This is a genomic window from Microbacterium pumilum (genome assembly GCF_039530225.1).
GTDB lineage: Bacteria > Actinomycetota > Actinomycetes > Actinomycetales > Microbacteriaceae > Microbacterium > Microbacterium pumilum.
On sequence record NZ_BAAAOH010000001.1, the window covers coordinates 3,779,011 to 3,803,219 of the forward strand.

Here is a 24,209-nt window from a genome sequence, read left to right on the forward strand (position 1 = left end):
GGGCTAGCTGAACCTCGTCGGCGGCTCGTACGGCTCTTCGCGGATGAACGTCGCACCGAGCACCTGCCGCACGACGGCCTCGCCGTAGCGCTGCACGCCGTCATTGCGGGGTGCCGCGGCGCTCGGCAGTCGTGGCGCCACGACCGGTGGCACCGGAACGTCGGCGACGACATCCGTGTCGATGACCGCCTCGTCCTCGTCGGGCTCGATCGACGACTCGACGTCGGCGGAGGGAAGGACCTCTCCTTCGCGCGCCGGCGCGAGCGTCGCGTTGCGCAGCCGCGCGGCCTCTTCGGGCTCGTCATCGACGGCGAGAGCAGCGGGTGCCCCCGGATCGTCGACGGGATCGCCCGCATCGTTCGGGATCGACGCGACCGCCCACTCGGTCACCGGCGCAGCGGAGGCCGGCGCCGTGGCACGCGCCGGGACGGTCGCCCGCACCGGACGCGTCGGCTCGGGCGCGGCAGGCTGCCCGGTCGGACGCGCGGGACCGGCATCGTGCTTGGCGATGTACTTCACACGGATGCCGAGCACGGCGAGGATCGCCTGACGCAGGTCTTCGCTGGCACCGGCGCCGGCCGACAGCTGCTTGAACTTCGCGACGTCGCTCTGGCTCTGGAACATCAGGGTGAGGACGTCGTCCGTCAGTGCGGCGACCTGGGCCGCCGACGCGATGAGCCACGAGGACCGGCTGATCTGCTCGACCCGCCCCAGGACCTCGGGCCACGCATCCCGCATCTGCTGGACGGTGACGGGTCCGGTCGGCACCACCACAGGAGGGGACGGCTCGTCGACCGGCGGTGCAGGCTCGTCGACCGGGGGCGCGTCGTCGTCGGACGGTGCGGAGTCGTCCGTGATGGGAGCCACCTGCTCGGCGCGGCGGGGCGCGGCGCTCGGCGCAGCTGTCGGCGTGGGCAACGGAGCGGGTGCCGAGACCGTCGGCGCAGCGACCGCGGGTTCGGCGTCGACCGCCCCGAATGCGCTGCCCCGAGCGAGCACGCGCGCCACCATGAGCTCGAGCTGCAGGCGGGGCGAGGTCGCACCGGTCATGTCGTCCAGGGTTCCGATGACGAGATCAGCGGTGTGCGACAGACGCGCCGCACCGAACGCGTCGGCCTGCCGGGTCATGCGGGCGAGGTCATCGGCAGACACTCCGCGCAGTACCGCCGCGGCGGCCTGGCCGGTCGCGGCGACGATGATGAGGTCGCGCAGGCGCTCGAGCAGGTCATCGACGAATCGACGTGGATCCTGTCCGGTCTGCACCACCCGATCGACTGCGGCGAATGCGGCGGCGGGATCCTGCGCTGCGAAGGCATCGATCACTTCGTCGAGCAGCTCGGCGTGGGTGTAGCCGAGCAGCGACACCGCTCGCTCATAGCGCACAGTGACGTCGTCCGCCCCTGCGACGGGCTCAGGTGCCGGCTCCGAACCGGCGATCAGCTGATCGAGGAGCGACAGCGTGTCGCGAGGTGATCCGCCACCGGCTCGCACCACGAGCGGCAGCACTCCGGGTTCGACCGAGACCCCCTCGGTGCGGCAGAGCTGCTCGACGTACTCGAGCATCGCCGCCGGCGGCACCAGCCGGAACGGATAGTGGTGCGTGCGCGAGCGGATCGTCCCGATGACCTTCTCGGGCTCGGTCGTCGCGAAGATGAACTTGACGTGATCGGGCGGCTCCTCGACGAGCTTCAGCAGAGCGTTGAAGCCCTGCGGCGTCACCATGTGCGCCTCGTCGAGGATGAAGATCTTGAACCGGTCGCGGGCAGGTGCGAAGACCGCCCGCTCGCGGAGGTCGCGCGCGTCGTCGACACCGTTGTGCGACGCCGCGTCGATCTCGACGACGTCGAGGGAACCGCTGCCGCCGCGCCCCAGCTCGACGCAGCTGTCGCACTCGCCGCACGGGGTGTCGGTCGGGCCCTGCGCACAGTTCAGGCAGCGCGCGAGGATGCGCGCCGACGTCGTCTTGCCGCAGCCGCGTGGGCCTGAGAACAGGTACGCGTGGCCCACCCGGTCGCTGCGAAGGGCAGTCATGAGCGGCTCGGTGACCTGCGCCTGGCCGATCATCTCGCCGAACGCTTCGGGGCGGTAGCGGCGGTAGAGGGCTGTGGTCACGCCCCCAGCCTACGGCGTGCCCACGACATCCCGCCCGGGCGGGCGAGCCGCCCGGCGACCACTGCGATCATGCGTGAGCGCCCTGCTCGATGTCCGCTTCGGCAGCCACGATCGGGATCGTCGTCGTGACCGTCGGCACGGATGCCGACAGCAGCGTGCCGTCCTCGCGCCGCACGTCCGCGAACTGTCGCAGGGAGGGCTTGCCGGCGATCACCGGACCCTGTCCGTCGAGCGCCACCACCACCTCTTCGCCAGGACCGATCGCGTACGCATCGCCGCGGACGCTGAACACGAGCGGCTCGCCGTCATCCGCCTTCACGCGCAGCTCATACGTGGTCAGCGTGACCAGCAGTCGCGTTCCGTGCCAGTGCAGCGTGTACGACAGCTCGGGCCAGTCGGCCGGCAGCCGGGGGTCGAACGACAGCTCGCCGAAGTGGTCTCGCATGCCGCCGAATCCGCTGACCAAGGCCGTCCACACGCCGCCCGCCGAGGCGACGTGGACGCCGTCAGAGGCGTTGTGATGGAGGTCGGCGAGATCGACGAAGATCGACTTCTGGAAGTACTCCAGAGCCAGATCCTGATAACCCACCTCGGCGGCGAGGATCGCCTGCACGACCGCGGACAGCGTCGAGTCTCCGGTGGTCAGCGGGTCGTAGTACTCGAAGTCGGCGAGCTTCTCCTCGGCCGAGAAGTGGTTGCCCTGCAGGAACAGGGCGAGCACGACATCCGCCTGCTTGAGCACCTGGTAGCGGTAGATCACGAGCGGGTGGAAGTGCAGCAGCAGCGGGCGCTGTTCCGGCGGCGTGTGCTCGAGGTCCCACACCTCGCGCTCCAGGAAGACCTCGTCCTGAGGGTGGATGCCGAGGGCCTCGCTGTAGGGGATCTGCAGCGCCTCGGCGGCTCGATCCCACGCCTCAGCCTCGCCCGGATCGAGGTGCAGACGGTCGACCATCACGCGGTACGCCTCCGGGTCGTCCTGGGCCATGTCGCGGATCGTGTGCGCGGCGAAGCGGAGGTTGAACCGCGCCATCACGTTCGTGAAGAGGTTGTCGTTCACGACCGTCGTGTACTCGTCCGGGCCGGTAACGCCGTGGATGTGGAACGTCTGGTGACTGTCGCCGTTGCTGGAGCGCCAGAAACCGAGCGAATTCCACATCCGCGCCGTCTCGACGGCGATGTCGACGCCCTCGCGGTAGAGGAATTCGACATCCCCGGTCGAGCGTGTGTACTTCGCCAGCGCGAAGCTGACGTCGGCGTTGATGTGGTACTGCGCCGTGCCGGCGGCGTAGTACGCCGATGCCTCTTCGCCGCTGATCGTCCGCCACGGGAACAGTGCGCCCGCCTCGTTGAGCTGGTATGCGCGCTTGCGGGCGGCCGGCAGCATGAGATACCTCATGCGCAATGCGTTCCGAGCCCAGAGCGGCGACGTGTAGGCCAGGAAGGGCAGGACGTAGATCTCGGTGTCCCAGAAGTAGTGCCCGCTGTATCCCGAGCCCGTGACGCCCTTGGCGGGAACACCCTGGCCGTCGGCTCGGGCGGCCGCCTGCGCGAGCTGGAAGAGGCACCAGCGGGCGGCCTGCTGGATGTCGTCGTGTCCCTCGATGCGGACGTCCGAGCGGAGCCAGAACTCGTCGAACCAGGCCCGCTGGCGCGTGTACTGGGCTTCGACGCCCTCGACCTCGACCCGATCCAGCGTGCGCCGGCAGCGGTCGACGAGTTCCCGGGCAGGAACGCCGCGCGAGGAGTGGTAGCTGACGAGCTTGGTCAGCCGAATCGGAACTCCGGCCTTCGCCTGCACGCGGAAGACGTTCTTGGCGATGTCGGGCTCGATCAGGCGGCGAGCCGTGTACTCGTTCTCGGTCTCGATGATGTGGTCGGCGACGACGGCGATCGTCATGCCCGACTCGGTCACGCGGTACGAGATCGCCGAGCGATTGCCGTCCTGCCAGTACTCCTGCGGCTGCAGTACGCGCTCGCTGATCCGCTCCGCCTTGCGAGGGTCGAAGCCCGCCTTCTTCGGGGCGGCAGGTGTCCCGCCGTAGACGTCTTCGCCGTCCTGCCTGTTGATCAGCTGACACCCGATGGTGACCGGAGCATCGGCGTTGAGCACGGTGACCTCGAGCCGGAGGATCGCCAGGTGCTTCTCCTCGAACGAGACGAGACGGTCGTCTTCGACGAGCACCTCCTTGCCCGACGGCGTGAACCATCGGATGCGGCGGTGCAGCACGCCCGAGCGCATGTCGAGCGTCCGCTCGTACTCGCGGACATCGGCGACATCGAGCGACAGCGGCTCGTCGTCGACGTAGACCCGCATGACCTTGGCGTCGGGCGCGTTGATGATCGTCTGGCCGACCTCGGCGAAGCCGTACGCCTGCTCGGCGTGACGGATCGGGAAGGTCTCGTGGAACCCGTTGAGGAACGTGCCGTGCTCGTGGGCGAAGCGACCCTCGGCGTGGTTGCCGCGAAGGCCGAGGTATCCGTTGCCGACCGCGAAGAGCGTCTCGGTGACCCCGACGTCGTCGAGATCGAAGGATGTCTCGATCAGCCGCCACGGGTCGATCGGAAAGCGGTCGCGGTCCATCATGCGGAGTGCTCCTCGGAATCGGAGGCTGACGCGGAGTCGGATGAAGGTCTGACGAGGGCGGCGAGATCATCGACCACGATGTGGGCGCCGGCTTCGAGCAGCACGTCAGGTCCGACACCCCGGTCGACGCCGACAACCAAGCCGAAGCCGCCCGCGGCGGCGGACTGCACTCCGCTCAAGGCGTCTTCGACGGCGACGCTGCGCGCGGGATCGACCCCCAGCATCCGGGCCGCCTCGACGAACACGTCAGGGGCGGGCTTCGATGCCAGATGGTCCCGTTCCGCGATGACTCCGTCCATCACGACGGGAAAGCGGTCGAGGATGCCCGCCACCTGCAGCACCTCTTGCGCGTTCTTCGAGCTCGACACGATCGCGACAGGCGTGCCGGCCGCGGCGAGCTCGTCGAGCAGCGCGATCGAGCCGGGGTAGGCGGTGATCCCCTCGCTGCGCAGCACCTGCTCGAAGTAGACGTTCTTGCGGTTGCCGATGCCGCACACCGTGTCGGCCTCCAGCGGATCCGAAGGATCGCCCCACGGCACTTCGACATCGCGGCTGCGCAGCAGGCTCGCGACACCGTCGTACCGCTTCTTGCCGTCGAGGTAATCGAAGTAGTCGCGCTCGGTATACGCGGGCGTGATGTCCCACTCCGCGAACAGCTCCTCGAACATCCTCTGCCAGGCATGCATGTGCACTTCGGCGGTCGGCGTGATGACGCCATCCAGGTCGAAGAGCACGGCGTCGTACGCGGTCAGATCGGGCAGAGCGTTCGGGGCCACGAAGCCTCCAGCGAGGTGAGAAACGGCGGAGTTCGGCTCTTCGTCGCGCCGTCCTGCCAGCGTAGTGTGCGGCGACCGGTGCGGCCTACGCGCCAACCTGGGCGATGCTCAGGGTCTGACGGGCGATCTCGAGCTCTTCGTCGGTGGGGACGATCAGGACCGTGACGCGCGACGCATCCGTCGAGATGATCCGGATGCCGCGGCCCGGAGCCGTGTTTCGCTCATCGTCGATCTCGACCCCGGCGAACCCGAGGGTCGCGAGCGCCGCGGAACGGACACCGGGCGCGTTCTCGCCGACGCCGGCTGTGAACGAGATGACGTCGACGCCGCCGAGCTGGGCGAGATAGGCGCCGGCGTACGCGCGGAGTCGGTGGATGTAGACCTCGAAGGCAAGCAGCGCCCTCTCTTCGCCTCGTTCGATCGCTGCGCGGATGTCGCGATAGTCGGAGTAGCCCGAGAGTCCGAGCAGTCCACTCCGCTTGTTCAGCAGGTCGTCGAGGTCGTCGATCGACATGCCGACGCGGCGAGCCAGATGGAACAGGGCCGCCGGATCGATGTCACCAGAGCGCGTGCCCATGACGAGTCCCTCGAGCGGAGTGAGGCCCATCGAGGTCTCGACCGAGCGGCCGCGGTCGATCGCGGTGACCGACGCGCCGTTGCCGAGGTGGAACACGATCTGCCTGAGATCCTCGAGGGGGCGTCCGAGGAATGCCGCGGCGGACTCGCTGACGAATTTGTGCGAGGTGCCGTGGAAGCCGTAACGGCGGATGCGGTGGGCAGCCGCGAGCTCCGCATCGATCGCGTAGGTGTAGGCGGACGGGGGCAGGGTCTGGTGGAACGCCGTGTCGAAGACGGCGACGTGCGGAACGTCGGGGAAAGCCTGCTTGGCGGCGACGATCCCCTGGAGGTTCGCCGGGTTGTGGAGCGGCGCGAGCACGGAGAGCTCGTCGATGTTGATCTCGACGAGCGGCGTGATGAGCGTCGGCTCGAAGAACCGGGCACCGCCGTGCACGACGCGGTGGCCGACCGCGACCGGCGGCCGCGCCTCGAGCGAAGGCCCGTTCGCGGCGAACGCCTCGAGCATCACGGCGAACCCCGCCGAGTGGTCGGGGATCGGCAGCTCGCGGGAGTACGTCGCGTCGAGGAAGGCCGCGACTCCGGTATCGCCGCTGGACGAACGGTTCGGCGCGTACACCGTGTGCTTGGACGAGCCGACATCGTCGCCGATGCGCTCAACGAGCCCCGATGCGAGGACGGACTCGGTGTCCATGTCGATGAGCTGGTACTTGAACGACGACGATCCGCTGTTGACGACGAGTACGACGCTCATTGGTCCCACTCCCCCTGTGCATGTCCCACTTTCCCCCGCATCGGAGAGCCGACAGCGGGTGAAATCGGGACATGCTGGTTCGCCGAGCGGCTCCGGTGATCCCGCTCCCCGGCAGCATGTCCCACTTTCCCCCGCATCGGAGAGAGCAAAGCGGGTGAAATCGGGACATGCTGCTGGGCGGTGGGGTTGCGGTGCCTCATGCTGGGGTCTCTCCCTGCGCCTGGATCGCGGTGATCGCGATGGTGTTCACGATGTCGTCCACGAGTGCTCCGCGCGAAAGGTCGTTGATCGGCCTGTTGAGACCCTGCAGCACCGGCCCGATCGCCACGGCTCCCGCCGAGCGCTGCACCGCCTTGTACGTGTTGTTGCCCGTGTTGAGGTCGGGGAATATGAACACGGTCGCCCGACCGGCCACCGACGAACCAGGCATCTTCGCGGCTGCGACCGCGGCATCCGCGGCCGCGTCGTACTGGATGGGTCCCTCGACCAGCAGCTCGGGCGCTCGTTCGCGCACCAGCGCGGTCGCCGACCGCACCTTCTCGACCTCGGCGCCCGACCCCGACTCGCCCGTCGAGTACGAGAGCATCGCAACGCGCGGGTCGATTCCGAACTGGACGGCCGTCGCGGCCGACGAGATCGCGATATCGGCGAGCTGGTCGGATGTCGGGTCGGGGATGACGGCGCAGTCGCCGTAGACCAGCACCCGGTCGGCGAGCTCCATGAGGAACACTGACGACACCACCGACACTCCTGGCTTGGTCTTGATGATCTCGAACGCCGGGCGGATCGTGTGAGCCGTCGTGTGGGCGGCGCCCGACACCATGCCGTCGGCCAAGCCGAGGTGGACCATGAGGGTGCCGAAGTACGAGACATCCGTCACCGTGTCGGCCGCCTGCGAGTGCGTGACCCCCTTGTGCGCCCGGAGGCGCTCATACTCGTCCGCGAAGCGCTGCACGTGCACCGGGTCGAAGGGCGAGAGCACCTCTGCGGCCTGGATGTCGATGCCGAGCTCGATCGCGCGGGCGCGGACCTCGAACGGCTCGCCAAGGATCACGAGGTCGGCGATACCGCGCTTGAGGACGGTCGCCGCCGCCCGAAGCACCCGGTCGTCATCGCCTTCGGGCAAGACGATCCGGCGGCGATTCGAGCGCGCGCGATCCATCAACTCGTACTCGAACATGAGCGGAGTGACGACCGTCGAGCGCGCGAGCCCCAGCAGGCGCGCGAGCTCCTCGGTGTCGACGAAGCGCTCGAAGTTCGCGAGCGCGGTGTCGTAGCGCCGCTGCGAGTCCGCCGCGAGGCGCCCGCGCGTGTTCATGATGCGCACGGTGGTCTCGTAGGTGCCGAGGTCGGTCGCGATGATCGGCAGCGACGACCCGAGCCCGTCGATCAGGCGGTCGATCTCGTCCGGCAGCGGGAACGGTCCGTTCAGCACGATCCCCGCGAGCGAGGGGAAGGTGCCCGATGTGTTGGCGAGCAGCGTAGCCAGCAGCACTTCCGTGCGGTCGGCGGGGATGACGACGATCGCGCTCTCGGTCAGCCGGGGCAGGACGTTGACCATCGACATGCCGGCGACGACGACGCCGAGCACTTCGCGCAGCAGCAGGTCGGGGTCGCCCTTCACGAGCCGGCCCTCGACCGACCGCATCACCCCGCGCACCGACGGCGCGACGAGGAACCGGTCTTCGGGGAGTGCCCACACGGGCACCGAGCGGTCGGCTCCGGCCGAGAGCGGCGAGCCGGAGATGACCCCTTCGAGGGATGCGACGATCTCGGCGAGCTGGTCGGGGTCGGCGCGGTTGGCCACGACGGCGAGCAGGCCCGCGCGACCGTGCGCGAGTTCGGCGAGGGCGAGCGATGCGATCTGACCCATCTCGGCGGGGGTGCGAGGGATGGTGGCGCCGAGCTGCTCGGGCTGGCCCTGGGCCGCGCGTCCGCCGAGCACCAGGAGCACGGGTGCACCGAGGTTGGCGGCGATGCGGGCGTTGTAGGCGAGCTCGGCCGGGCTGCCGACATCCGTGTAGTCACTGCCCAGGATCACGACCGCGTCGCACTGGCCCTCGACCGCCTTGTAGCGCTCCACGATCGTCGCGAGCGCGGCATCCGGATCGTTCCGCACGTCGTCGTACGTGACCCCGATGCACTCGTCGTACGGCAGGTCGACGCCGTCGTGGCCGAGCAGCATCTCGAGCACGTAGTCGGGTTCGACGGTGGAGCGGGCGATGGCGCGGAACACTCCGACGCGCGGGGTTGCGTGGCTCAAGGCGTCCAGGACGCCCAGTGCGACCGTGGATTTGCCCGAGTGACCTTCTGCCGACGTGATGAAGATGCTCTGCGCCACGGGTTCAGCCTATGGGCCTGGGTATGCTCGCGACCATGCCGCCATCGCCACCCACCCCGGGCATCGACGTTCCCGACCACCGCGGGCGCACCGCACTCGACCGGACGGGACGTGATCTCGACCGGAATCCTGACGTGAAGGTGACGGATGTCGAGCTGCTCGCGACCGCGTGGCACGTGCTGCGCAGAACGACGTTCGAGTACACGGATGCCGCGGGCACCACATCCACCCAGCAGCGCGAGACATACGACCGGGGCAACGGCGCGACCGTCCTGCTGTACGACCCCCACCGGCGCACCGTCCTGCTCACGCGGCAGTTCCGCTACCCCGTGTACGTCAACGACCACCCGGACGGAATGCTCGTCGAGACGCCGGCGGGTCTGCTCGACGACGACGACCCCGTGACCGCGATCCGCCGTGAGGCCGCTGAGGAGACCGGGCTCGAGATCGGCGAGGTCGAGCACGTGTACGACGTGTACATGAGCCCCGGATCGGTGACCGAGCGCGTGCACTTCTTCGCCGCGCCGTACGACGGCTCGGTGCGCGAGCACGATCGCGCTGGACTGCTCGACGAGGGCGAAGACATCGAGCTCGTCGAGCTCGGCATCGAGGAGGCCAACGCGTGGATCCGCGATGGTCGCATCCAGGATGCGAAGACCATCATGCTGCTGCAGTGGGCGGTGCTCGACGGACCGTTCTCGACGGGTCGTGCACAGCCGTGGGATGACGGTCGCTGAGCGTTTCGAAGCGCCGGGGCATGAAAAGACTCTCCGCGAACCCGGCAGAGCCCGGTTACCCTTGCTACGTTTCCGTCCTGGGGGAATTGGCCTGGATGCCGCCTCGCGGAGAGCTGAGCCCAGTCTAACCCGGACTCGCGCGTGCTTCGATCCGTCAATCGGCCAGCGGCACGACGCTCGCTCCCCCGCCCGGCTGGGCGATGACGAGCACCCGAGGTGCGGTGACGTCGGTCAGTGACTCGAGCAGTCCGGTCAACCCCTCGTCGTCGAGGCGCGCCTCGGCATCCGCTGCCGCCCAGACGGTGACGGCCGCTCCGGTGGTCTCGCGAATCCGCGCGGGCCCGTCGCCGGGTTCGCCCGCCGTCACCAGGATGACGCGCCCGATCTCGCGTCGCGGCGCCGTAGGGGCGGCCGGAGCGAGTGCGCGATCGTGACGCCACACCGCGAAGTGGTACCCGAAGACGAGGACGGTGGCGCTCAGCAGTCCGAGCGGTGCGCGGATGCGTTCGACCAGGCCGCCGCCTTCGCCGACGTCGAGCGCGAATTCGAACACCCGGAAGCCGATGATGAGCAGCGTCACGAGCGCCACGACCGCGCTTGCCCCGAACACCGCGACGAGATAGACACGGCGAGGCTGGTCTGCCGCATCCGCCGATGTCGGTCGATCGGGACGCCACGCGAGCCACCAGGCGGGTCCGCTCACCACGAGCGCGCTGATTCCGCCGAGCAGCAGGGTGCGCGGATCGTCGTCCACGAGCGTCGGACCCAGCGTCGCCAGCAGGGCGTTGACGATCACACCGAACCCGCTCGCCGCGCCGATGAGGGCGATCGCCGAGATCACGAGTCGCGCCGCCCTGCGCGTCCTCTCCGACCGCGTGGCGAGCTCCTGTGCGTGGTAGATCCACACGATGGCGCCGATGAGCGTCGCAGCAATCGCGACATCCAGCGGGCTGAGCACCTCGCCGATGGGGTCCGAGTCGAACAGCACACGAAGGAGCACGAACAGCGCGGTTCCGATCGAGAACAGCGTCGTCGCCGTCGCCGCGCCGATCACGATGACCAGCAGCACTCCGGCGAAGGCTCCGGATGCGGTGCGCCCATGGTCGCGGAACCAGTGCCACCACCACACCAGCCCTCCGATGAGGCACCACACGATTCCTTGCAGCACCGGGACGTACCAGTCCTGCGATGCCACGAGCTGTGCGCCGACGTCGACGAGCGCCTCGGAGATGAGGGAGGCGACCGCGGCGATCGCTCCTGTTGCGCCGGCGATGAGTCCGTACAGCGCTCCCAGCTCGACGGGCAGCTCGGCGAGGCGGGTGGGAGCAGTCGCGGCGCTCAGGCGCATGTGGCGGTGCCAGAGCCAGACCCCCGCCCAGACGGTGCCCGCCGCGAGCTCGCCCGGCCGCCACTCGCCGTCGATGCCCGCGTTGGCCGCCGACGCGATCGAGACCGTCGCGACGATGAGCGACGTCAGCGACATCGCGGTGAGGTACAGCGCCCAGACGAGCGAGGCCCGCTCCCCCGGATCGGCGAGCCGGCGACGCTGCCACCACCAGAGGACCCCGGCGAGCGGCACGCCGATGAAGGTGAAGGCCAGCGACCGGGCCAGGCCCGAGTCGTCGCCGACGATGACGCTCGGCGCGCCGATCACGCGCTCGATGAGGCCGCTCAGTCCGATCGCCGCGACGACGACGAGCGCGTAGAGGATTGAGAACAGGATGATCCGTCGGATGACGGTGCCCGCTCCGCCGGAGGCGCGTGCGGGGGCCGCCGACATCACTCCCCCAGCTCGTAGCAGACGGCGAGCTGCCACGGCGCGCGGTCGATGAGCCAGGAGTCGCCGGACTTGACCAGATCGAAGGACTCTTCGCTCTCGTACTCGCTGGATCCCAGCGGCCCCGATCCGTAGACCGTGGTGACCAGGACGCCTACGCGCGCGGTGTCGTCGCGCTCGGTGGTCTTCAGCAGCGTCACGCGGTAGTCGTCGGTGCCGATCCCGGACTCCTCGCACGAGTCCGCGATCTCGGGCACGACGTACTCGAGCGCCGCCGCGGTGTCGTCGTCGACGACCGCCTGCGAGTAGCGCTGCACGACGCCTTCCGGCGTATCCGCCGCGTACTGCGTCGGAGCTCCGCGGGTGAACACGGCGACGAGCGCGATCACCACGACCACGCCGACGGCAGCGAGCAGGAAGACGAGCGCCCAACGGGGTCGTCGGGCGTCATCGCTCATGCAGACATCTTGGATTGCCGGTCGTCGAAACCGTCGCCGACACGCGTGATCGCTGATATCGCGCTGACATCGGGCTCCGGGATCGTCAGTGTTCTCCCAGACCCCAACGCTCGCCTGCGTTGTTACGATCGACAGGTGGGGGCGAGGGAGCCCGCACTCGCCCGCTACCCGCCCGAGGGGGCGGTATGAGGAGGTCGCAGTGGTCGATACCGCGATGACGGATGGTCTCGATACGCCCGCTTCGCAGGCACTCGAGGCCGACGCCAGCGGCCCGATGACCGCCGAGAAGTTCGAACGGGTGACCGACGCCATCCTGGCGTCGGTGGGCAGAGTCATCGACGGCAAGCCGGAGGCGGTGCGAAGCGCCCTCGTGACATTCCTCGCAGAGGGGCACCTTCTGATCGAGGACGTTCCGGGGGTCGGCAAGACCATGCTGGCCCGCGCGCTCGCGGCATCCGTCGACGCCACGGTCCGCCGCATCCAGTTCACGCCCGATCTGCTCCCCGGCGACGTGACCGGCGTGAGCGTCTTCAACCCGGTCGATCGCGAGTTCGAGTTCAAGCAGGGCGCGATCTTCGCGAACATCGTGATCGCCGACGAGATCAACCGCTCCTCACCCAAGACCCAGTCGGCGCTCCTCGAGGCGATGGAGGAGGGCCAGGTGACGGTGGACGGTCAGACGCACCCGCTGCCCGAGCCGTTCCTCGTCGTCGCGACGCAGAACCCCCTCGAGATGGAGGGCACCTACGCCCTCCCCGAAGCGCAGCGCGATCGCTTCATGATGCGCATCTCGATGGGCTACCCCGACAATCGCTCCGAAGCGCTGATGCTGCGTCAGCGCGACACCGCCAATCCGCTGGAAGACCTCGTGCCCGTCGTCACATCCGAGCAGGTGACGGAACTCGTCGCGTGGTCGCGCGCCGTGCACGTCGCACCCCCGATCGAGGACTACGCGGTGGCGCTCTCGCACGCGACGCGCACGCACTCCGACCTCCGCCTCGGTGCGAGCCCCCGCGCGACCCTTCAGCTGGTACGCGCGGCGAAGGTGTGGGCGGCTCTCGACGGCCGGGGCTTCGTCATCCCGGACGACATCGCCGCGCTCCTCGCGCCGGTGTTCGCGCACCGGCTGATCCCGACGCGCTCTGCGGGTGGAGCGCGAGCGCGAGGCACGACCGACGCGATCACTTCGATCCTGCACCGCATAGCCGCAAGCGTCCGGGTGCCGATCGCCCCCAGGCAATGAGCCCACGATGAGACGTCTGTGGCCCCTCACCGTTCGTGGCACCGGCGCGCTCATCCTCGGCCTCACATGCTTCGTCGTGGCCGGCGAGACAGGTGTGCACGAACTCGTCTACTTCGGCATCCTGCTGCTCGCGGTGCTCGGCGCGAGCATCGCATCGCTGTACCTGGCGCGCCGGTCGGATGTCGTGACACGGTCGCTGGTCCCGGATGTCGCGACCGTCGGTCAGGAGGCACTCGTCAGCGTGCGGGTCGGCGTGCGAACCGCCGTGCCCACCCCGCCCGGAACATGGCTCGACACGATTCCCAAGGGCCTCTCGGGTAAGGCCGAAGGTGTCTTTCCTGCGCTCGGATCAGGGCTGCGGGGCAGTGACCGCGTCGTCGACCTGTCATATACGGTTCGCGGCATGAAGCGAGGCGTGCACCCCATCGGCCCGCTGATGGTGCGCTCGACAGACCCGTTCGGGCTCGCTCGGCGCAGCAACGTCTTCGGCCAGAAGACCCAGGTGACCGTAGCGCCGGCCACCGTCGACCTGCCACCCCTCACCGATTACGCAGGTGCTGCCGGCGGCACGCTGCACACCACCACGAACCAGCTCGGCCAGGGCGCCGACAACCTCGTCGCCCGGACATACGTGCCCGGCGACTCGATGCGCCGCATCCATTGGCGCGCGACCGCTCACCGCGATTCGCTCATGGTCCGGCAAGAGGAGCAGGAATCGACGCCGGAGGCGAGCGTCGTCATCGATCGGGGCGTCCTGCGCTGGTCCACCGAGGCGATGTTCGCGCCTGGCGCCGATCCGGGATTCGAGACGGCCGTCGTCACGTGCGTTTCGGCGGTCGCGCGACTCGTGCACGACGGTTATGCGGTCGAGGTGCTCGATACCGACGGCACGGTTCTCGCCGAGCGCATCGACGGCAGCGACATGGCAGAGGTCGACATCCTGCTCGCGCAGTTCGCCACGATCACAGCGCGTCGGGACGACAGTCTCGGCCGACTCACGCGGATGTTCGCGGGGGTGACGACCGGTCCAATCGTCCTCATCGTCGGGCGCTTCGACCCGGCGGATGTCGAGCTGATCGCCCCCGTCGCGCACCACAGCAGCCTGCCTATGCTGTTCGCCGTCGCTCCCGTCGGCGATGCGCTTGACCGGGCCGCCGACATCGGCTGGCGGGTCGGAGTCATCGATCCGGACGCGGATCTCGCCGTCGCGTGGGCGGGCGCGGTCGGACGAGGGATGAGCCATGCTTTCGGCTGATACCGTCTCGGCAGACCGCCCCACGCGCCGGGGCGGCGAATTGGCGCTGACTGTCGCCCTGCTCGCCGCGCTCGTGGCGGCGCTGGTGCCGGTGATTCGCGTCGCCAGGCCCGGCGCATGGCTGGCTGGTGCCGTGCTGCTGGCCACCCTCGTGCTCGTCGCGGGATACATCGCGCGCCGGTTCCGTTTGCCCGCCGTCGCCGTGAGCCTCATCGAAGCAGGTGTGTGGGCGGCGTTCATGACCGCCGTGTTCCTGGGCAGCACTGCGCTGCTGTGGGTCATCCCGACTCCTGAGACCGTGCGCGCCGTGCCGTTGCTGTTCGAGCGCGCGATGTCGCAGATCGTGCTCGGTGCCGCACCGCTGGATGAGACGAAGGCTCTGTCGTTCCTGATCGTGGGCTCCATGGGGCTGCTCGCGATCATCGTCGACCACGTCGTGGTGACGGCGCGGATGCCGCTCCTCGCCGCCATCGGCATCGTGTCGGTGTCGCTCATCCCGTCGATCGCGGTGCCCCACGAAGTGGATGTGCCCGCGTTCGTCTACCTCGCCGTCGCGATCCTCGCTCTGCTTCGCGTCGAGACCCGCTCCCGCGAGAAGCCGCTCGAACGCGTCGCGGAACGCTCCGCCGGCGTGCCGGCGACGGCACTCGGCATCGGCGCGGTAGCCATCATCGTGGCGGTCGTCGCCACCCCGCTCCTGCCTGCGCCGGCAGTGCCGGCGGGCGGCTTCGGGCCCGGCAGCGGGATCGACGCAACCCTTCAGCTCGGCGACGATCTGCGCCGGCCCGCCCAGGTCGAGGTACTGCGCGTGCGAACCAGCGCATCCAGCGCTCCGTACCTGCGCGCCACAACCCTCTCGCGGTTCGACGGCGCCGTGTGGGAGCCCGATCGCGTCCGCACCGTGCCGCTGGACTCAGGTCAGGGGCTCGGACCTGTGACGGTGGCGGACGACATCCGGGTCAACGAGTACACCACCACCGTCGAGGTGACGAATCTCGCCTCGCGCTGGGCGCCGGTGTCGTTCCCCGCTGTCGAGGTGACGGGGCTCGACGGCCGCTGGGCCGCCGTTCCCTACAACCGCACGATCGTGTCGCAGTCCGGCTCGACCCAGGGACAGTCGTACGAGATCCTGACCAACCAGCCCCGGCCGACGCTCGAGCAGATTCGCGGCATGGATGCGCGCACGCCCGATCCGCTCGACGAGACGATGAACCTTCCCGACGACATGCCTCCGATCATCGGTGAGCTCGCCGTGGAAGTCACCGCCGACGCGACGAATGACTACGACCGGCTGATAGCCCTGCAGCGGTGGTTCCGCGGTGGTGCCTTCAACTACTCCCTCGATGCGCCCGTCGAGGACGGATTCGACGGCAGCGGCGCCGAGGCCGTCGCACAGTTCCTCGAGCAGCGCGAGGGATACTGCGTGCACTTCGCGTCGGCGTTCGCGCTCATGGCCCGCACACTGAATATGCCGTCGCGCATCGTGGTCGGCTACCTGCCGGGCACGACCAACGGCGACGTGGTCGACGAACAGCCGGTGTACTCGGTGTCGAGTCAGCTGCTTCACGCATGGCCCGAGGTGTACTTCGAGAACCTGGGGTGGGTGCCCTTCGAGCCCACCGCCGGTCTTGGGGTGCCGACCGTGTTCTCACCGGCCGCGTCGGCCCCGGAAGGGGCGACGCCGGGCGCGACCCCCGGCGCGACTCCCCAGCCGACCAGCACCGGACCGCTCGATCCGAACGACCCCAACAACCCGCGCGACGATCAGGCTTCGGGCCCGACGATCGGCAGCGTCAACCCGCTGCCCGGCATCAGCATCGTGCTCGGCATCCTGCTCCTTCTCGCGATGCCCGCCCTCGCTCGCGGCGTCCGAAACCGGCAGTTGGCCGCGGCGGCCCGCGGGGGCGACGCCGCCTCGGCGTGGACGATCGTGCAGGATGCCGCGATCGACCTCGCCATTCCGGTTCCCGCGAGCGAAACACCTCGTGCGTTCGCCTACCGCCTCGTCGACGAGTACGGCGTGCCACCGGACGAGATGAACGGACTCCTGATCGCGATCGAGCGCGCGAGCTATGCACCGACTCGGTCCCGCGACTTCCTCGGATCGGAGGGAGTGACGGATTCCGCGTTCGCCGTGCGGGCGTCGCTCATGAGCGGCGCGCCGCGGGCGCGCCAGATCCTCGCCCTGGTGGCACCTCGCTCGCTCATCGTGCGTCCCGGAAGCGTCTACGCCGCCGGCGCTGCGAAGGTCAGACTGCGGTAGCGAGCACCGTTCAACCCCCGTTCGACTGCAAGGTAGGATGGTCTGCGGCCCTCCGGGGCCCCCAGGAGGATTCGCCTAGTGGCCTATGGCGCACGCTTGGAAAGCGTGTTGAGTGAAAGCTCTCAGGGGTTCGAATCCCCTATCCTCCGCCCCTGTGGTCCCAGTGTTTTCAAGGGCTTCTGACCCAATTCTGAGCCCGTGGCACAGTTCGTTGCACAGTTGGCGTCCGTCACAGGCGTTTTGAGTGCGTTTTGCAGCCGGATGCCGTTGTTTGCAGTGGATCTGCAAAGCATCGTGACGGCCGCTTCAGGGTCGTCAGACGCCCGCGTCCGGACGATCTGTCCGAGTCAGTCGCCGCCTCCGACCGCGGAGCACCGTGCTCGCGGGAGCGGGTGTCGCGAGTTCCCTCACTGCGATGAAGGTCGGGACGTAAAGCGTCAGCGTTTCTAGCGCTGCCGCGATCTGTCGTCCACTGCGGTTGGGGTCGCCGGCTCCCGCTTCGTCACGGGTGCGGCCTTCACCCCGTGCTGCAGTCGATAGTGTCGCTGGCGGGCGAAGTCTTGGGCGCGTGGACCCGATGCGAGGGCCCGGGACGAGATGGCGAGCACGATTCGAGTCGCGGTGACGACGGGAAGGGGGGTTCGTCGTAGACCGAGCAGCTTGCGGTATTGCCGGGGGAGGCTCGCGACGGCAGCGGCGAACAGCACGCGGTAAGCGAGTCGCATCGATCCGGTGAAGGGGACGTCGCGGAGGTACTGCACGACCTCGGTGACGCGCGCGTCGTTCCGGAGCTCACCGCGGTCGAGGTACGCATCCATCCGCGACCTCAGATCGGCCTCGGTCTCGGGCGGACTCGGTACTCGCATCAGTCGACCCGCCTGTGCCCACTCGCGCACGTACGCGTCGGCGCCGCCCGGGATCGGGCCGCCCCAGCGCTGGTGGGCGCCGAGGAACGCCTCCGTAAAGGCAAGGTGGACCCATTCCAGAAGCGACGCGTCCGACGCCGAGTACGTGCGGGGTCCGGTATCCGTCGAGTATGTGCCGGCAACCCTCTGATGAAGGCGACCCACGCGGGCCGTCTCAGCGTGTGCTTGCTGGGTTGACCCGTACGTGACGCAGATGACCCAGCGCACCGTCCCCGTGAGGCGTCCGATAGGGTCCTCCCGATAGCGCGAGAAGTCATGGACGCCTGCCATCGCACCCGGGTGCAGAGCCTGGATGAGGAGAGCCCGTATCCCGGCGACGAACGTCGCCGTGCCGGCGTGAACCGTCCAGACCGCGCCGCCGTCAGCGAAGAAGCCCTCATCGTCACCCTCAGCCAAAGCTCGCACCCATGAGGGCGTGCCATCCGGATCACCCGCAAGCGCCGTAAGCAGTCGCGCGCGTAAAGGAAGTCGGGTCACTGCTCAAGCGTGCCACGGTCCAGTGGGAGCAAGCGCGACAAGCGGTCGGAAACCGGTCGCTCAGCGTTCGTTGTTCTCGACGGCCCAGAGCTCAGGTCTGGAGAGTGCGCGGCTTGATCACGTGCGGTCCGGTCGGGATGCTGTCATCGGCCATTGCGCACTCCTCGCGTGATGCCGCCAGTCTGTCGACCGACTCGGACGTTCGACAAGGTGGTTGCGAGAGTCGGTGCCTCCTGGATCGTCGTCGTGGCGATCGCCCTCATCCCGCAAAACGTTCGCCATCACTCTGGAATTCGCCTTCCCACTGTTCTTCGGGCTCAGGGAGGCTGTCTTCCTTCGCGCGGGAACCGCGGCCGGTGAACCGGGATGCCGTCAGGCGGCGCGCGCGGTAGCCGCAGTCAGCACGATGAGCGGACTGTGCGCGATCATGTCGTCGACATCGTCTCTGCGCCATCGGCGTGCGGCGGCCTCGATGAGCGGCCGCGCTTCGCGGGGATCGGTGATTATCCGCGCCGTGGCAGGAACGTCGGCCTCGATGCCCTTCTTCAAATGCACGATGACGTTGGGGTCTGCGGTGATGTTTCGTATCCAGTCCCTTGTTCGGTCTCGACGCGGCATCCCGGTGATGAACAGCACGCCGTCCTCTTCGTGCAGGAAGATCTCAATGCGGCGCGGTAGCCCGCTACGGCGACCGGTCGTCGTCAAGTCGATGAGCTGACTTCGGTGCAGGGCCGCGCTGACGTCGTTGTTCACACCTGTTGAAGCAATCTCGCTGCTGCAGACATTCCGCGCGATACGTGAGACTTTTCCTGCACAACGCTGATGGCCGAGCCCCGGGCAGCAAGGCCAAGTCTGTCGCCAGCGGGTCGTTGAGCGCTCGATCTGCAAGGTCGATGACTGGGCGTCGTCCATCGACCTCAATGGTCGCTCCGGCGCGGAGCAGGGGCTCCACCTGTTCGATGTACCGGCGAACCTCCGCTTGCTGGTCGACGGAGCCGCCGTAGGGATTGTTCGTGCGTTCGGAGACGCGTCTCATGAGCACCTCGGTGGGAGCGGAGAGCAGGACGATGTGATCGAACGCCTCGTAGAACCTCCCTTGATTCTCGACCGTGCCTGACACGATCACGTGGTCGTGGCTTGCGAGGAGGGCGGCGACTCGCGTTTCGTCCCACAGCCCGCTGGGAAGCGAGGGTACTGAAGCGGGCAACCGAAACCCCGCCAGGGACCGCCCTCAAGCGGGGTGGTTCATCGTGCGGGTTCGAATCGGATGGCCTAATCCGCTGGACGGCGGGCAGCCGGCGACCTGCAGAGGGACCTCGGCTCTGAGGTGCAGGGATCGACTCTGGTCCTCGGGCAGGGGGCCTCATCGGCTCCAGATGGATGAGATTGCGCTGATGAAACTAGGGGTCGCCAGCACCACTGCGATCGCCAACAGGGTGCGTCCGACGACGACCCCGCGACGCGAGGCCCGAATTGCCAGGAACCACGGCAGAAGCTTGGGAAAGACGAACGTCACCAGCAATCCGGGCGCGAGTAGTGCGCCGACCGGAAACAGGAGGACGGCGGGCAGCAGGGGTGGCAACGTCTTTCGGAGGTTGCTTGCTGACATCAGTGGCAGGGCACGACTCAGCCGCCCCGCGATCGCGGCAAGCAGCGCACCTTGGAGAATGGCCAGCGCGGAGAAGAGGAGCACTGAGAGCCAACCTGGGCCGACGATTGCGAAGTCGATGTTGTCGGCACGGAGCGGTTCGATGAATGGGGACACTGTCACTAGCAGCACCACTCCGAACACGGGGCCGGCGGCGCGCCCAGCAGGGAGCCACGGTTCAACGAGAAGGTAGAGCGCGGCCGAAGCGAATGCAGCGGGTAATGCGCCGAACACGAGAAGACTGAACGTCCCCTCCAGGGTGATCGCACCGATCGTCGCACCCGCCTCCGTGATCCGGTATCGCGCGCCGGGCGATGTGAGTGCGAGGATACGCATCGCGAGTCGACCGCCGGCGCCGGTGACCAGCGCGCCTGATGCGGTGCCCATGACGGTGAACAGAGCTGCCCACCAGAGGTAAAGGCGCAAACCGGCGAGGTGGCGACCGATCCGGGAGTCACCCGGACTGGCTCGCGCCATCGGAGCATCAGGTGGAGTCAGCCGCTCGCCGTTCCAGACGACGGCGAGGAAGATTCCCGCAGCGAGAAGGACGCAGCACACCACCGTCAATAGCATCCGGCTACCTCATTGACTCGTTATGTCCTGGCGCGACAATACAGCCGGCATGCACATGAACACCATTGCCCCTGTCCAAGCCCAACCCTGACCCCCCCTGATCTCGCGCGGGGCCTCGATCATCGGTCCCTTGGTGGGCAATGCCCGCTGAAGGTCGGTCGCGGCGGGCGTGGGAGCATGCGATGCGATCCCCAGAGGGCAGTGCACGCCTGGCGTAGGTGCCGTGCGGGTCTGAGCGCTTGGTCGTCCCGGAGGTGCGGGAATCGACGCCGTCGCCGTCCGTGTCGAACTCGTCCGTCCAGGTGACGGTCTGCGGCTCCTTGGCCGAAACCGTCGTCGTCGTAACGGTGTCGATCACCCCGTCGGCATCGTGGTCCTGCTTCACCGTCTGCACGGCCACGCCACCGGCCCGTCATAGAGGTTCGCGACCCAACTGCGGTCGTCATCGAGGCCGTCCCGTCGACATCCGTGGTCTCCGCGGTCACGATGAGCCGACCCGCCGCGCCGCCGGAGCGATTTCCCACCACCGGATGGCTCACAGCGGTGAATTCCGCTTTACGCACGTCGTCAACAGCCGATTTCACGTACGGACAGTCTTCATTCCCCGAATCACCAGACATAGCGCCCTCCGCACGAGCATGGTCAAGAATTCCCATATGGCCAGGTTGGTGCACCCAAATTACTTCGAATGCAATGGCGCATCGAACTCGGGCCTCGTCGGGTGTCGGACCTCCGAGGAAGCGCGGGGCGTGGCTTGGCCACCAGACGTGCGACCACATCGAATAGCACTTGCGGGGTGTCGATACACGGGTGTATTGTCCGGTCTCAACGGCGACAAAAGGGTCGCCGCCGGGGAAAAAGGGTCGTTGGGAACGGCCAGTTCGCGGGTATTCCGCGTACCGAATAGTCGCGCGCGGCGTCTGCTGTTGCGCCGCGGCGGTTCTCAATCGAGCGCGCCTTCGATAAGTGTCAGTAACCGCTGCGCAGGCGGGGCGAAAGGAACGACAATGTCACCGCACATCAAGGCACGACTGACTTGGCGTCAACGGCTCTGCGCGTTCATCGTGGCGGCGTTGGCCTGCCTATTCGTCTCCGCGGCTCCTGCTCATGCGGCGGCGCCCACGAACGACGACTTCGCTGCTGCAACGGAGATCACACAGTTGCCGTCTTCCGAAACGGTGGATGGCAGCGAGGCTTCGGTCGAGCCAGGCGAGGAGACCGTTTGCAGCGGTGGTGTCGCATCTGTCTGGTACCGGTTCGCGCCCGACCACGACATGTCCGTCAAAGCGGAAGCGAACGACAACATCACCTTTCAGACGGTTGCCCTCTCGGTGTACACGGGCACGTCCCTCGACGCGCTGATACTGGTGACATGCGGGACGCAGAGCCCCCTCGGCTACTTCTACCCACAACTGGTTGACTTCGACGCCACGGCGGGTACCACCTACTACATCCGCGCGGCGGACTTCAATGGAGCGCTGGGCACCTTCACCTTCGACGTTCAGGAGCTTATCCGCCCCGCCAACGACGACAGGGCGAACGCGCAACCAGTGGGCAATCTGCCCGCTTCCGTGAGCGCGGATACCACCAACGCCACGATCGAACCCGGCGAGCAGCAACCCTGCGGAGGCATCACCGGATCCGTCTGGTATTCAGTGACCACAGCCACCGCCAGCGACCTGTCGGTGCGGCCGGCCTCGGCCGGTGTCGCGGTCTATGACGTCGACGGCGACCTTATCGGCTGCGGTGGACCGTTCCGTACCGTGGCCGGCGGGACGTACCTGATCCAGGTCGTGAGTTACCCCACTCCGGGGCCTTTCAACTTCGAGGTTCGCGCCTACACCCCGATAACGGGCTCGATCTCTGTCGATTCATCCTCGAAGATAGACCGGTCCGGAAAGGTCACGGTGAGCGGCACGCTGCGTTGCACCGGCGACTTCGCCATCGGATTCAACGTCCAGGTCACACTCCAACAACAAATAGGCAAGCAGCCCGTTGCCCAGGGTTATGGTTTTGCCTCCCCCTACACGCCCGGTCAAATTTGTGACGGACGGTCGAAAGCGTGGACGGCAATTGTTTACGGCAGCCAAACATCGACCGCGTTTTGGACGGGATCGATGACGGCCACCCCGTCTGCAACCATCCTCACTGACCCGTACTACTTCCAGGCCAATCTATCGGGGTCATCGAGTAAGGTTTCCGCCCAGCGCGTGAAATAGAACTCTCGCTATTCCAAGTGACAGCGGATTTATGGACCTTCGACCACAATGCGCACAGTCTCTGCTAACCAGCCCGGAGACCCTCGGCTTACCTCTCAGCGCTGGCGCATCTCCGAGGAGCACGCCGTGGAGTCGGCTGATGCCGGTTCAATCGGCGTGAGGTCGGCACCCGCGGAGGGCGGTCAAGTAACGAACGCAGACTGTACGTGTCCGGCAGCCGCAGTCGGTGGGCGGTCCGTAAGACGGTCCGTCTGCGAGGTGCATCATTCTCGCAAGAGAGGGATTCCCTCTTGGACGGGTGCTACCTGGGGATCGTGCTATGTCTGACGACGATCCGCGGAGTATCGACGAGCCGAGTGCGGGCTCCGACTGCGACGGCGTTCATCCGGCTGGGGCGGGGGGTGAGGGCCGTCTCGGGGAGCCGGGAGGACCTGGCATCGAGGTGGGCCGAGATTCTCCGGATCCCCGCGGAGAGCCTCCAGCCGTTGATGCGACTGCCCCCCGAACGTCACCCGCGGCGGGTGACGTCGCCACGAAAGTGCGATCCAAGAAGGGCTGGATCATTGGGGGTTCGGTCGCCGGCGCGATCGTGCTCGTCGCGGGGATCGCGGTGATCGCGGCAGTCGCGGTCACCGCGAGCTCAGGGTCATCACTGCAAGCTGCATCAAGTCCCTCGAGCAGCGCGCCGGATAGCGATCTGGTGGAGGTTCCCGACCTCGTCGGTATGACGGTCGCCGAGGCGCGCTCGGAATTGGAGGCGATCGGCCTTGACCTGGTTGTCGCCGACGGCACCGACGATCAGGCGATCGTCGCAACACAGGGGCGTTCGGAAGGTCAGCAGGTAGCTGTGGGTGCGGATGTACTCGCCACGGTGGAGTGGACAGCCGAACCCGAGATGGATTCGCTCAGTTTCGCTGACGGTGCTGCACTGGACCCGCTGACGATGGTCGGCTGGAGTTTCTCCCTTGGAGCGGACAACAGTTCCTGGATATCGAGCCCCGACGCTGGAGAGGGCGAGATCATCTTCGTGAACGACGAGGGCACATGCACGGCCGAGTACTGGCAACAGACCTTCGACGCGACAGCGACAGACGATCTGGCCGCCTCCGACGAATATCTTGCTGAAGTCTCGGGCGCGACCGCCGATGAGCTGGCCCAGTACGCGTTCGACGGGCACTTCGCACTCAGCGGCGGCCCCGACGGACCGGCAAGGGAGGGAGAGGTCGCCACCAGAACACTCCTCTGGAGCAACGATGAAGGTTCATTCCTCCTGACCGCACGCGTCTTCCGAAACTTGGACTATGCGACATCCACCATGAGCAACGTGTACACGCTGGAAATCCAGTGCGACAACGGCGTTGACCCCGAGGATGTCGTCGAGTCCCTCGATGACATCGCGACGGTCAGCGTCGACGAGTAAGACCGACCGCGATTGGATGCCGCGCGGCGCAACTGTCCGGCCGCGGGGCGACCCCGAGCCCGGAGGATCG

16 protein-coding genes, 1 tRNA gene and 1 other RNA gene are annotated in these 24,209 nt (G+C 67.7%); 7 read left to right on the forward strand and 11 right to left on the reverse strand.

Features of this window, described 5'->3' with window-relative positions; all coding sequences use genetic code 11:
* Positions 1-3: 3 nt before the first annotated feature.
* The 5 genes from ABD188_RS17030 to pta form a co-directional block, all read right to left on the reverse strand.
* Entirely contained in the window at positions 4-2,112 is a 2,109-nt protein-coding gene (locus tag ABD188_RS17030) for a DNA polymerase III subunit gamma and tau (RefSeq protein WP_344065055.1), read from the reverse strand.
* Between the two features lie 67 nt (positions 2,113-2,179).
* Positions 2,180-4,696: a glycoside hydrolase family 65 protein gene (locus tag ABD188_RS17035; protein ID WP_344065058.1), complete on the reverse strand. Its 2,517-nt coding sequence runs from the start codon at positions 4,694-4,696 to the stop codon at positions 2,180-2,182.
* Positions 4,693-5,472 carry an HAD family hydrolase gene (locus ABD188_RS17040; protein ID WP_344065061.1) on the reverse strand — a complete coding sequence of 260 codons (780 nt, stop codon included), beginning with the start codon at positions 5,470-5,472 and terminating at the stop codon, positions 4,693-4,695. The genes ABD188_RS17035 and ABD188_RS17040 overlap by 4 nt, the downstream gene beginning before the upstream one ends.
* 85 nt (positions 5,473-5,557) lie before the next feature.
* Positions 5,558-6,802 carry an acetate/propionate family kinase gene (locus tag ABD188_RS17045; protein ID WP_344065064.1) on the reverse strand — a complete coding sequence of 415 codons (1,245 nt, stop codon included), beginning with the start codon at positions 6,800-6,802 and terminating at the stop codon, positions 5,558-5,560.
* A 196-nt stretch (positions 6,803-6,998) separates the two neighbouring features.
* Entirely contained in the window at positions 6,999-9,143 is a 2,145-nt protein-coding gene (gene pta / locus ABD188_RS17050; protein ID WP_344065067.1) for a phosphate acetyltransferase, read from the reverse strand.
* A 35-nt stretch (positions 9,144-9,178) separates the two neighbouring features.
* Here pta and ABD188_RS17055 point away from each other — a divergent pair, with 35 nt between their 5' ends.
* On the forward strand, positions 9,179-9,880 hold the full coding sequence (locus ABD188_RS17055) for an NUDIX domain-containing protein (RefSeq protein WP_344065069.1): 702 nt from the start codon (positions 9,179-9,181) through the stop codon (positions 9,878-9,880).
* Between the two features lie 21 nt (positions 9,881-9,901).
* On the opposite strand, the gene ffs is transcribed toward ABD188_RS17055, so the two are convergent.
* The 3 genes from ffs to ABD188_RS17070 form a co-directional block, all read right to left on the reverse strand.
* An RNA gene (gene ffs, locus ABD188_RS17060) (signal recognition particle sRNA small type) lies at positions 9,902-9,998 on the reverse strand.
* A 36-nt stretch (positions 9,999-10,034) separates the two neighbouring features.
* Entirely contained in the window at positions 10,035-11,660 is a 1,626-nt protein-coding gene (locus ABD188_RS17065; RefSeq protein WP_344065072.1) for a DUF5671 domain-containing protein, read from the reverse strand.
* Positions 11,660-12,115 (reverse strand): LpqB family beta-propeller domain-containing protein, encoded by a 456-nt coding sequence (locus tag ABD188_RS17070; protein ID WP_344065074.1) that lies wholly within the window; start codon positions 12,113-12,115, stop codon positions 11,660-11,662. The genes ABD188_RS17065 and ABD188_RS17070 overlap by 1 nt, the downstream gene beginning before the upstream one ends.
* A gap of 274 nt (positions 12,116-12,389) precedes the next feature.
* Between ABD188_RS17070 and ABD188_RS17075 the strand changes: the two genes are divergently transcribed.
* The 4 genes from ABD188_RS17075 to ABD188_RS17090 all read left to right on the forward strand — a co-directional run bounded on the left by ABD188_RS17075 (position 12,390) and on the right by ABD188_RS17090 (position 17,025).
* Entirely contained in the window at positions 12,390-13,358 is a 969-nt protein-coding gene (locus ABD188_RS17075) for an AAA family ATPase (RefSeq protein WP_344067195.1), read from the forward strand.
* Between the two features lie 7 nt (positions 13,359-13,365).
* Positions 13,366-14,613, forward strand: a complete 1,248-nt coding sequence (locus ABD188_RS17080) for a DUF58 domain-containing protein (protein ID WP_344065076.1) — start codon at positions 13,366-13,368, stop codon at positions 14,611-14,613.
* Complete coding sequence (locus ABD188_RS17085) at positions 14,600-16,876, forward strand: transglutaminase TgpA family protein (protein ID WP_344065079.1); 2,277 nt, start codon at positions 14,600-14,602, stop codon at positions 16,874-16,876. The genes ABD188_RS17080 and ABD188_RS17085 overlap by 14 nt, the downstream gene beginning before the upstream one ends.
* Positions 16,877-16,940: 64 nt before the next feature.
* Positions 16,941-17,025, forward strand: a tRNA-Ser gene (locus tag ABD188_RS17090).
* Between the two features lie 297 nt (positions 17,026-17,322).
* On the opposite strand, the gene ABD188_RS17095 is transcribed toward ABD188_RS17090, so the two are convergent.
* The 3 genes from ABD188_RS17095 to ABD188_RS17105 form a co-directional block, all read right to left on the reverse strand.
* Positions 17,323-18,279: an oxygenase MpaB family protein gene (locus ABD188_RS17095; protein ID WP_344065081.1), complete on the reverse strand. Its 957-nt coding sequence runs from the start codon at positions 18,277-18,279 to the stop codon at positions 17,323-17,325.
* Positions 18,280-18,651: 372 nt separating this feature from the next.
* Positions 18,652-19,191: a nitroreductase family deazaflavin-dependent oxidoreductase gene (locus ABD188_RS17100; protein WP_344065084.1), complete on the reverse strand. Its 540-nt coding sequence runs from the start codon at positions 19,189-19,191 to the stop codon at positions 18,652-18,654.
* A 451-nt stretch (positions 19,192-19,642) separates the two neighbouring features.
* Positions 19,643-20,500, reverse strand: coding sequence for a hypothetical protein (locus ABD188_RS17105; protein WP_344065087.1), 858 nt, complete (start codon positions 20,498-20,500; stop codon positions 19,643-19,645).
* A 1,007-nt stretch (positions 20,501-21,507) separates the two neighbouring features.
* Between ABD188_RS17105 and ABD188_RS17110 the strand changes: the two genes are divergently transcribed.
* Positions 21,508-22,719, forward strand: coding sequence for a hypothetical protein (locus tag ABD188_RS17110; protein ID WP_344065090.1), 1,212 nt, complete (start codon positions 21,508-21,510; stop codon positions 22,717-22,719).
* 319 nt (positions 22,720-23,038) lie between these two features.
* Positions 23,039-24,139 (forward strand): PASTA domain-containing protein, encoded by a 1,101-nt coding sequence (locus tag ABD188_RS17115; RefSeq protein ID WP_344065093.1) that lies wholly within the window; start codon positions 23,039-23,041, stop codon positions 24,137-24,139.
* Positions 24,140-24,209 lie beyond the last annotated feature (70 nt).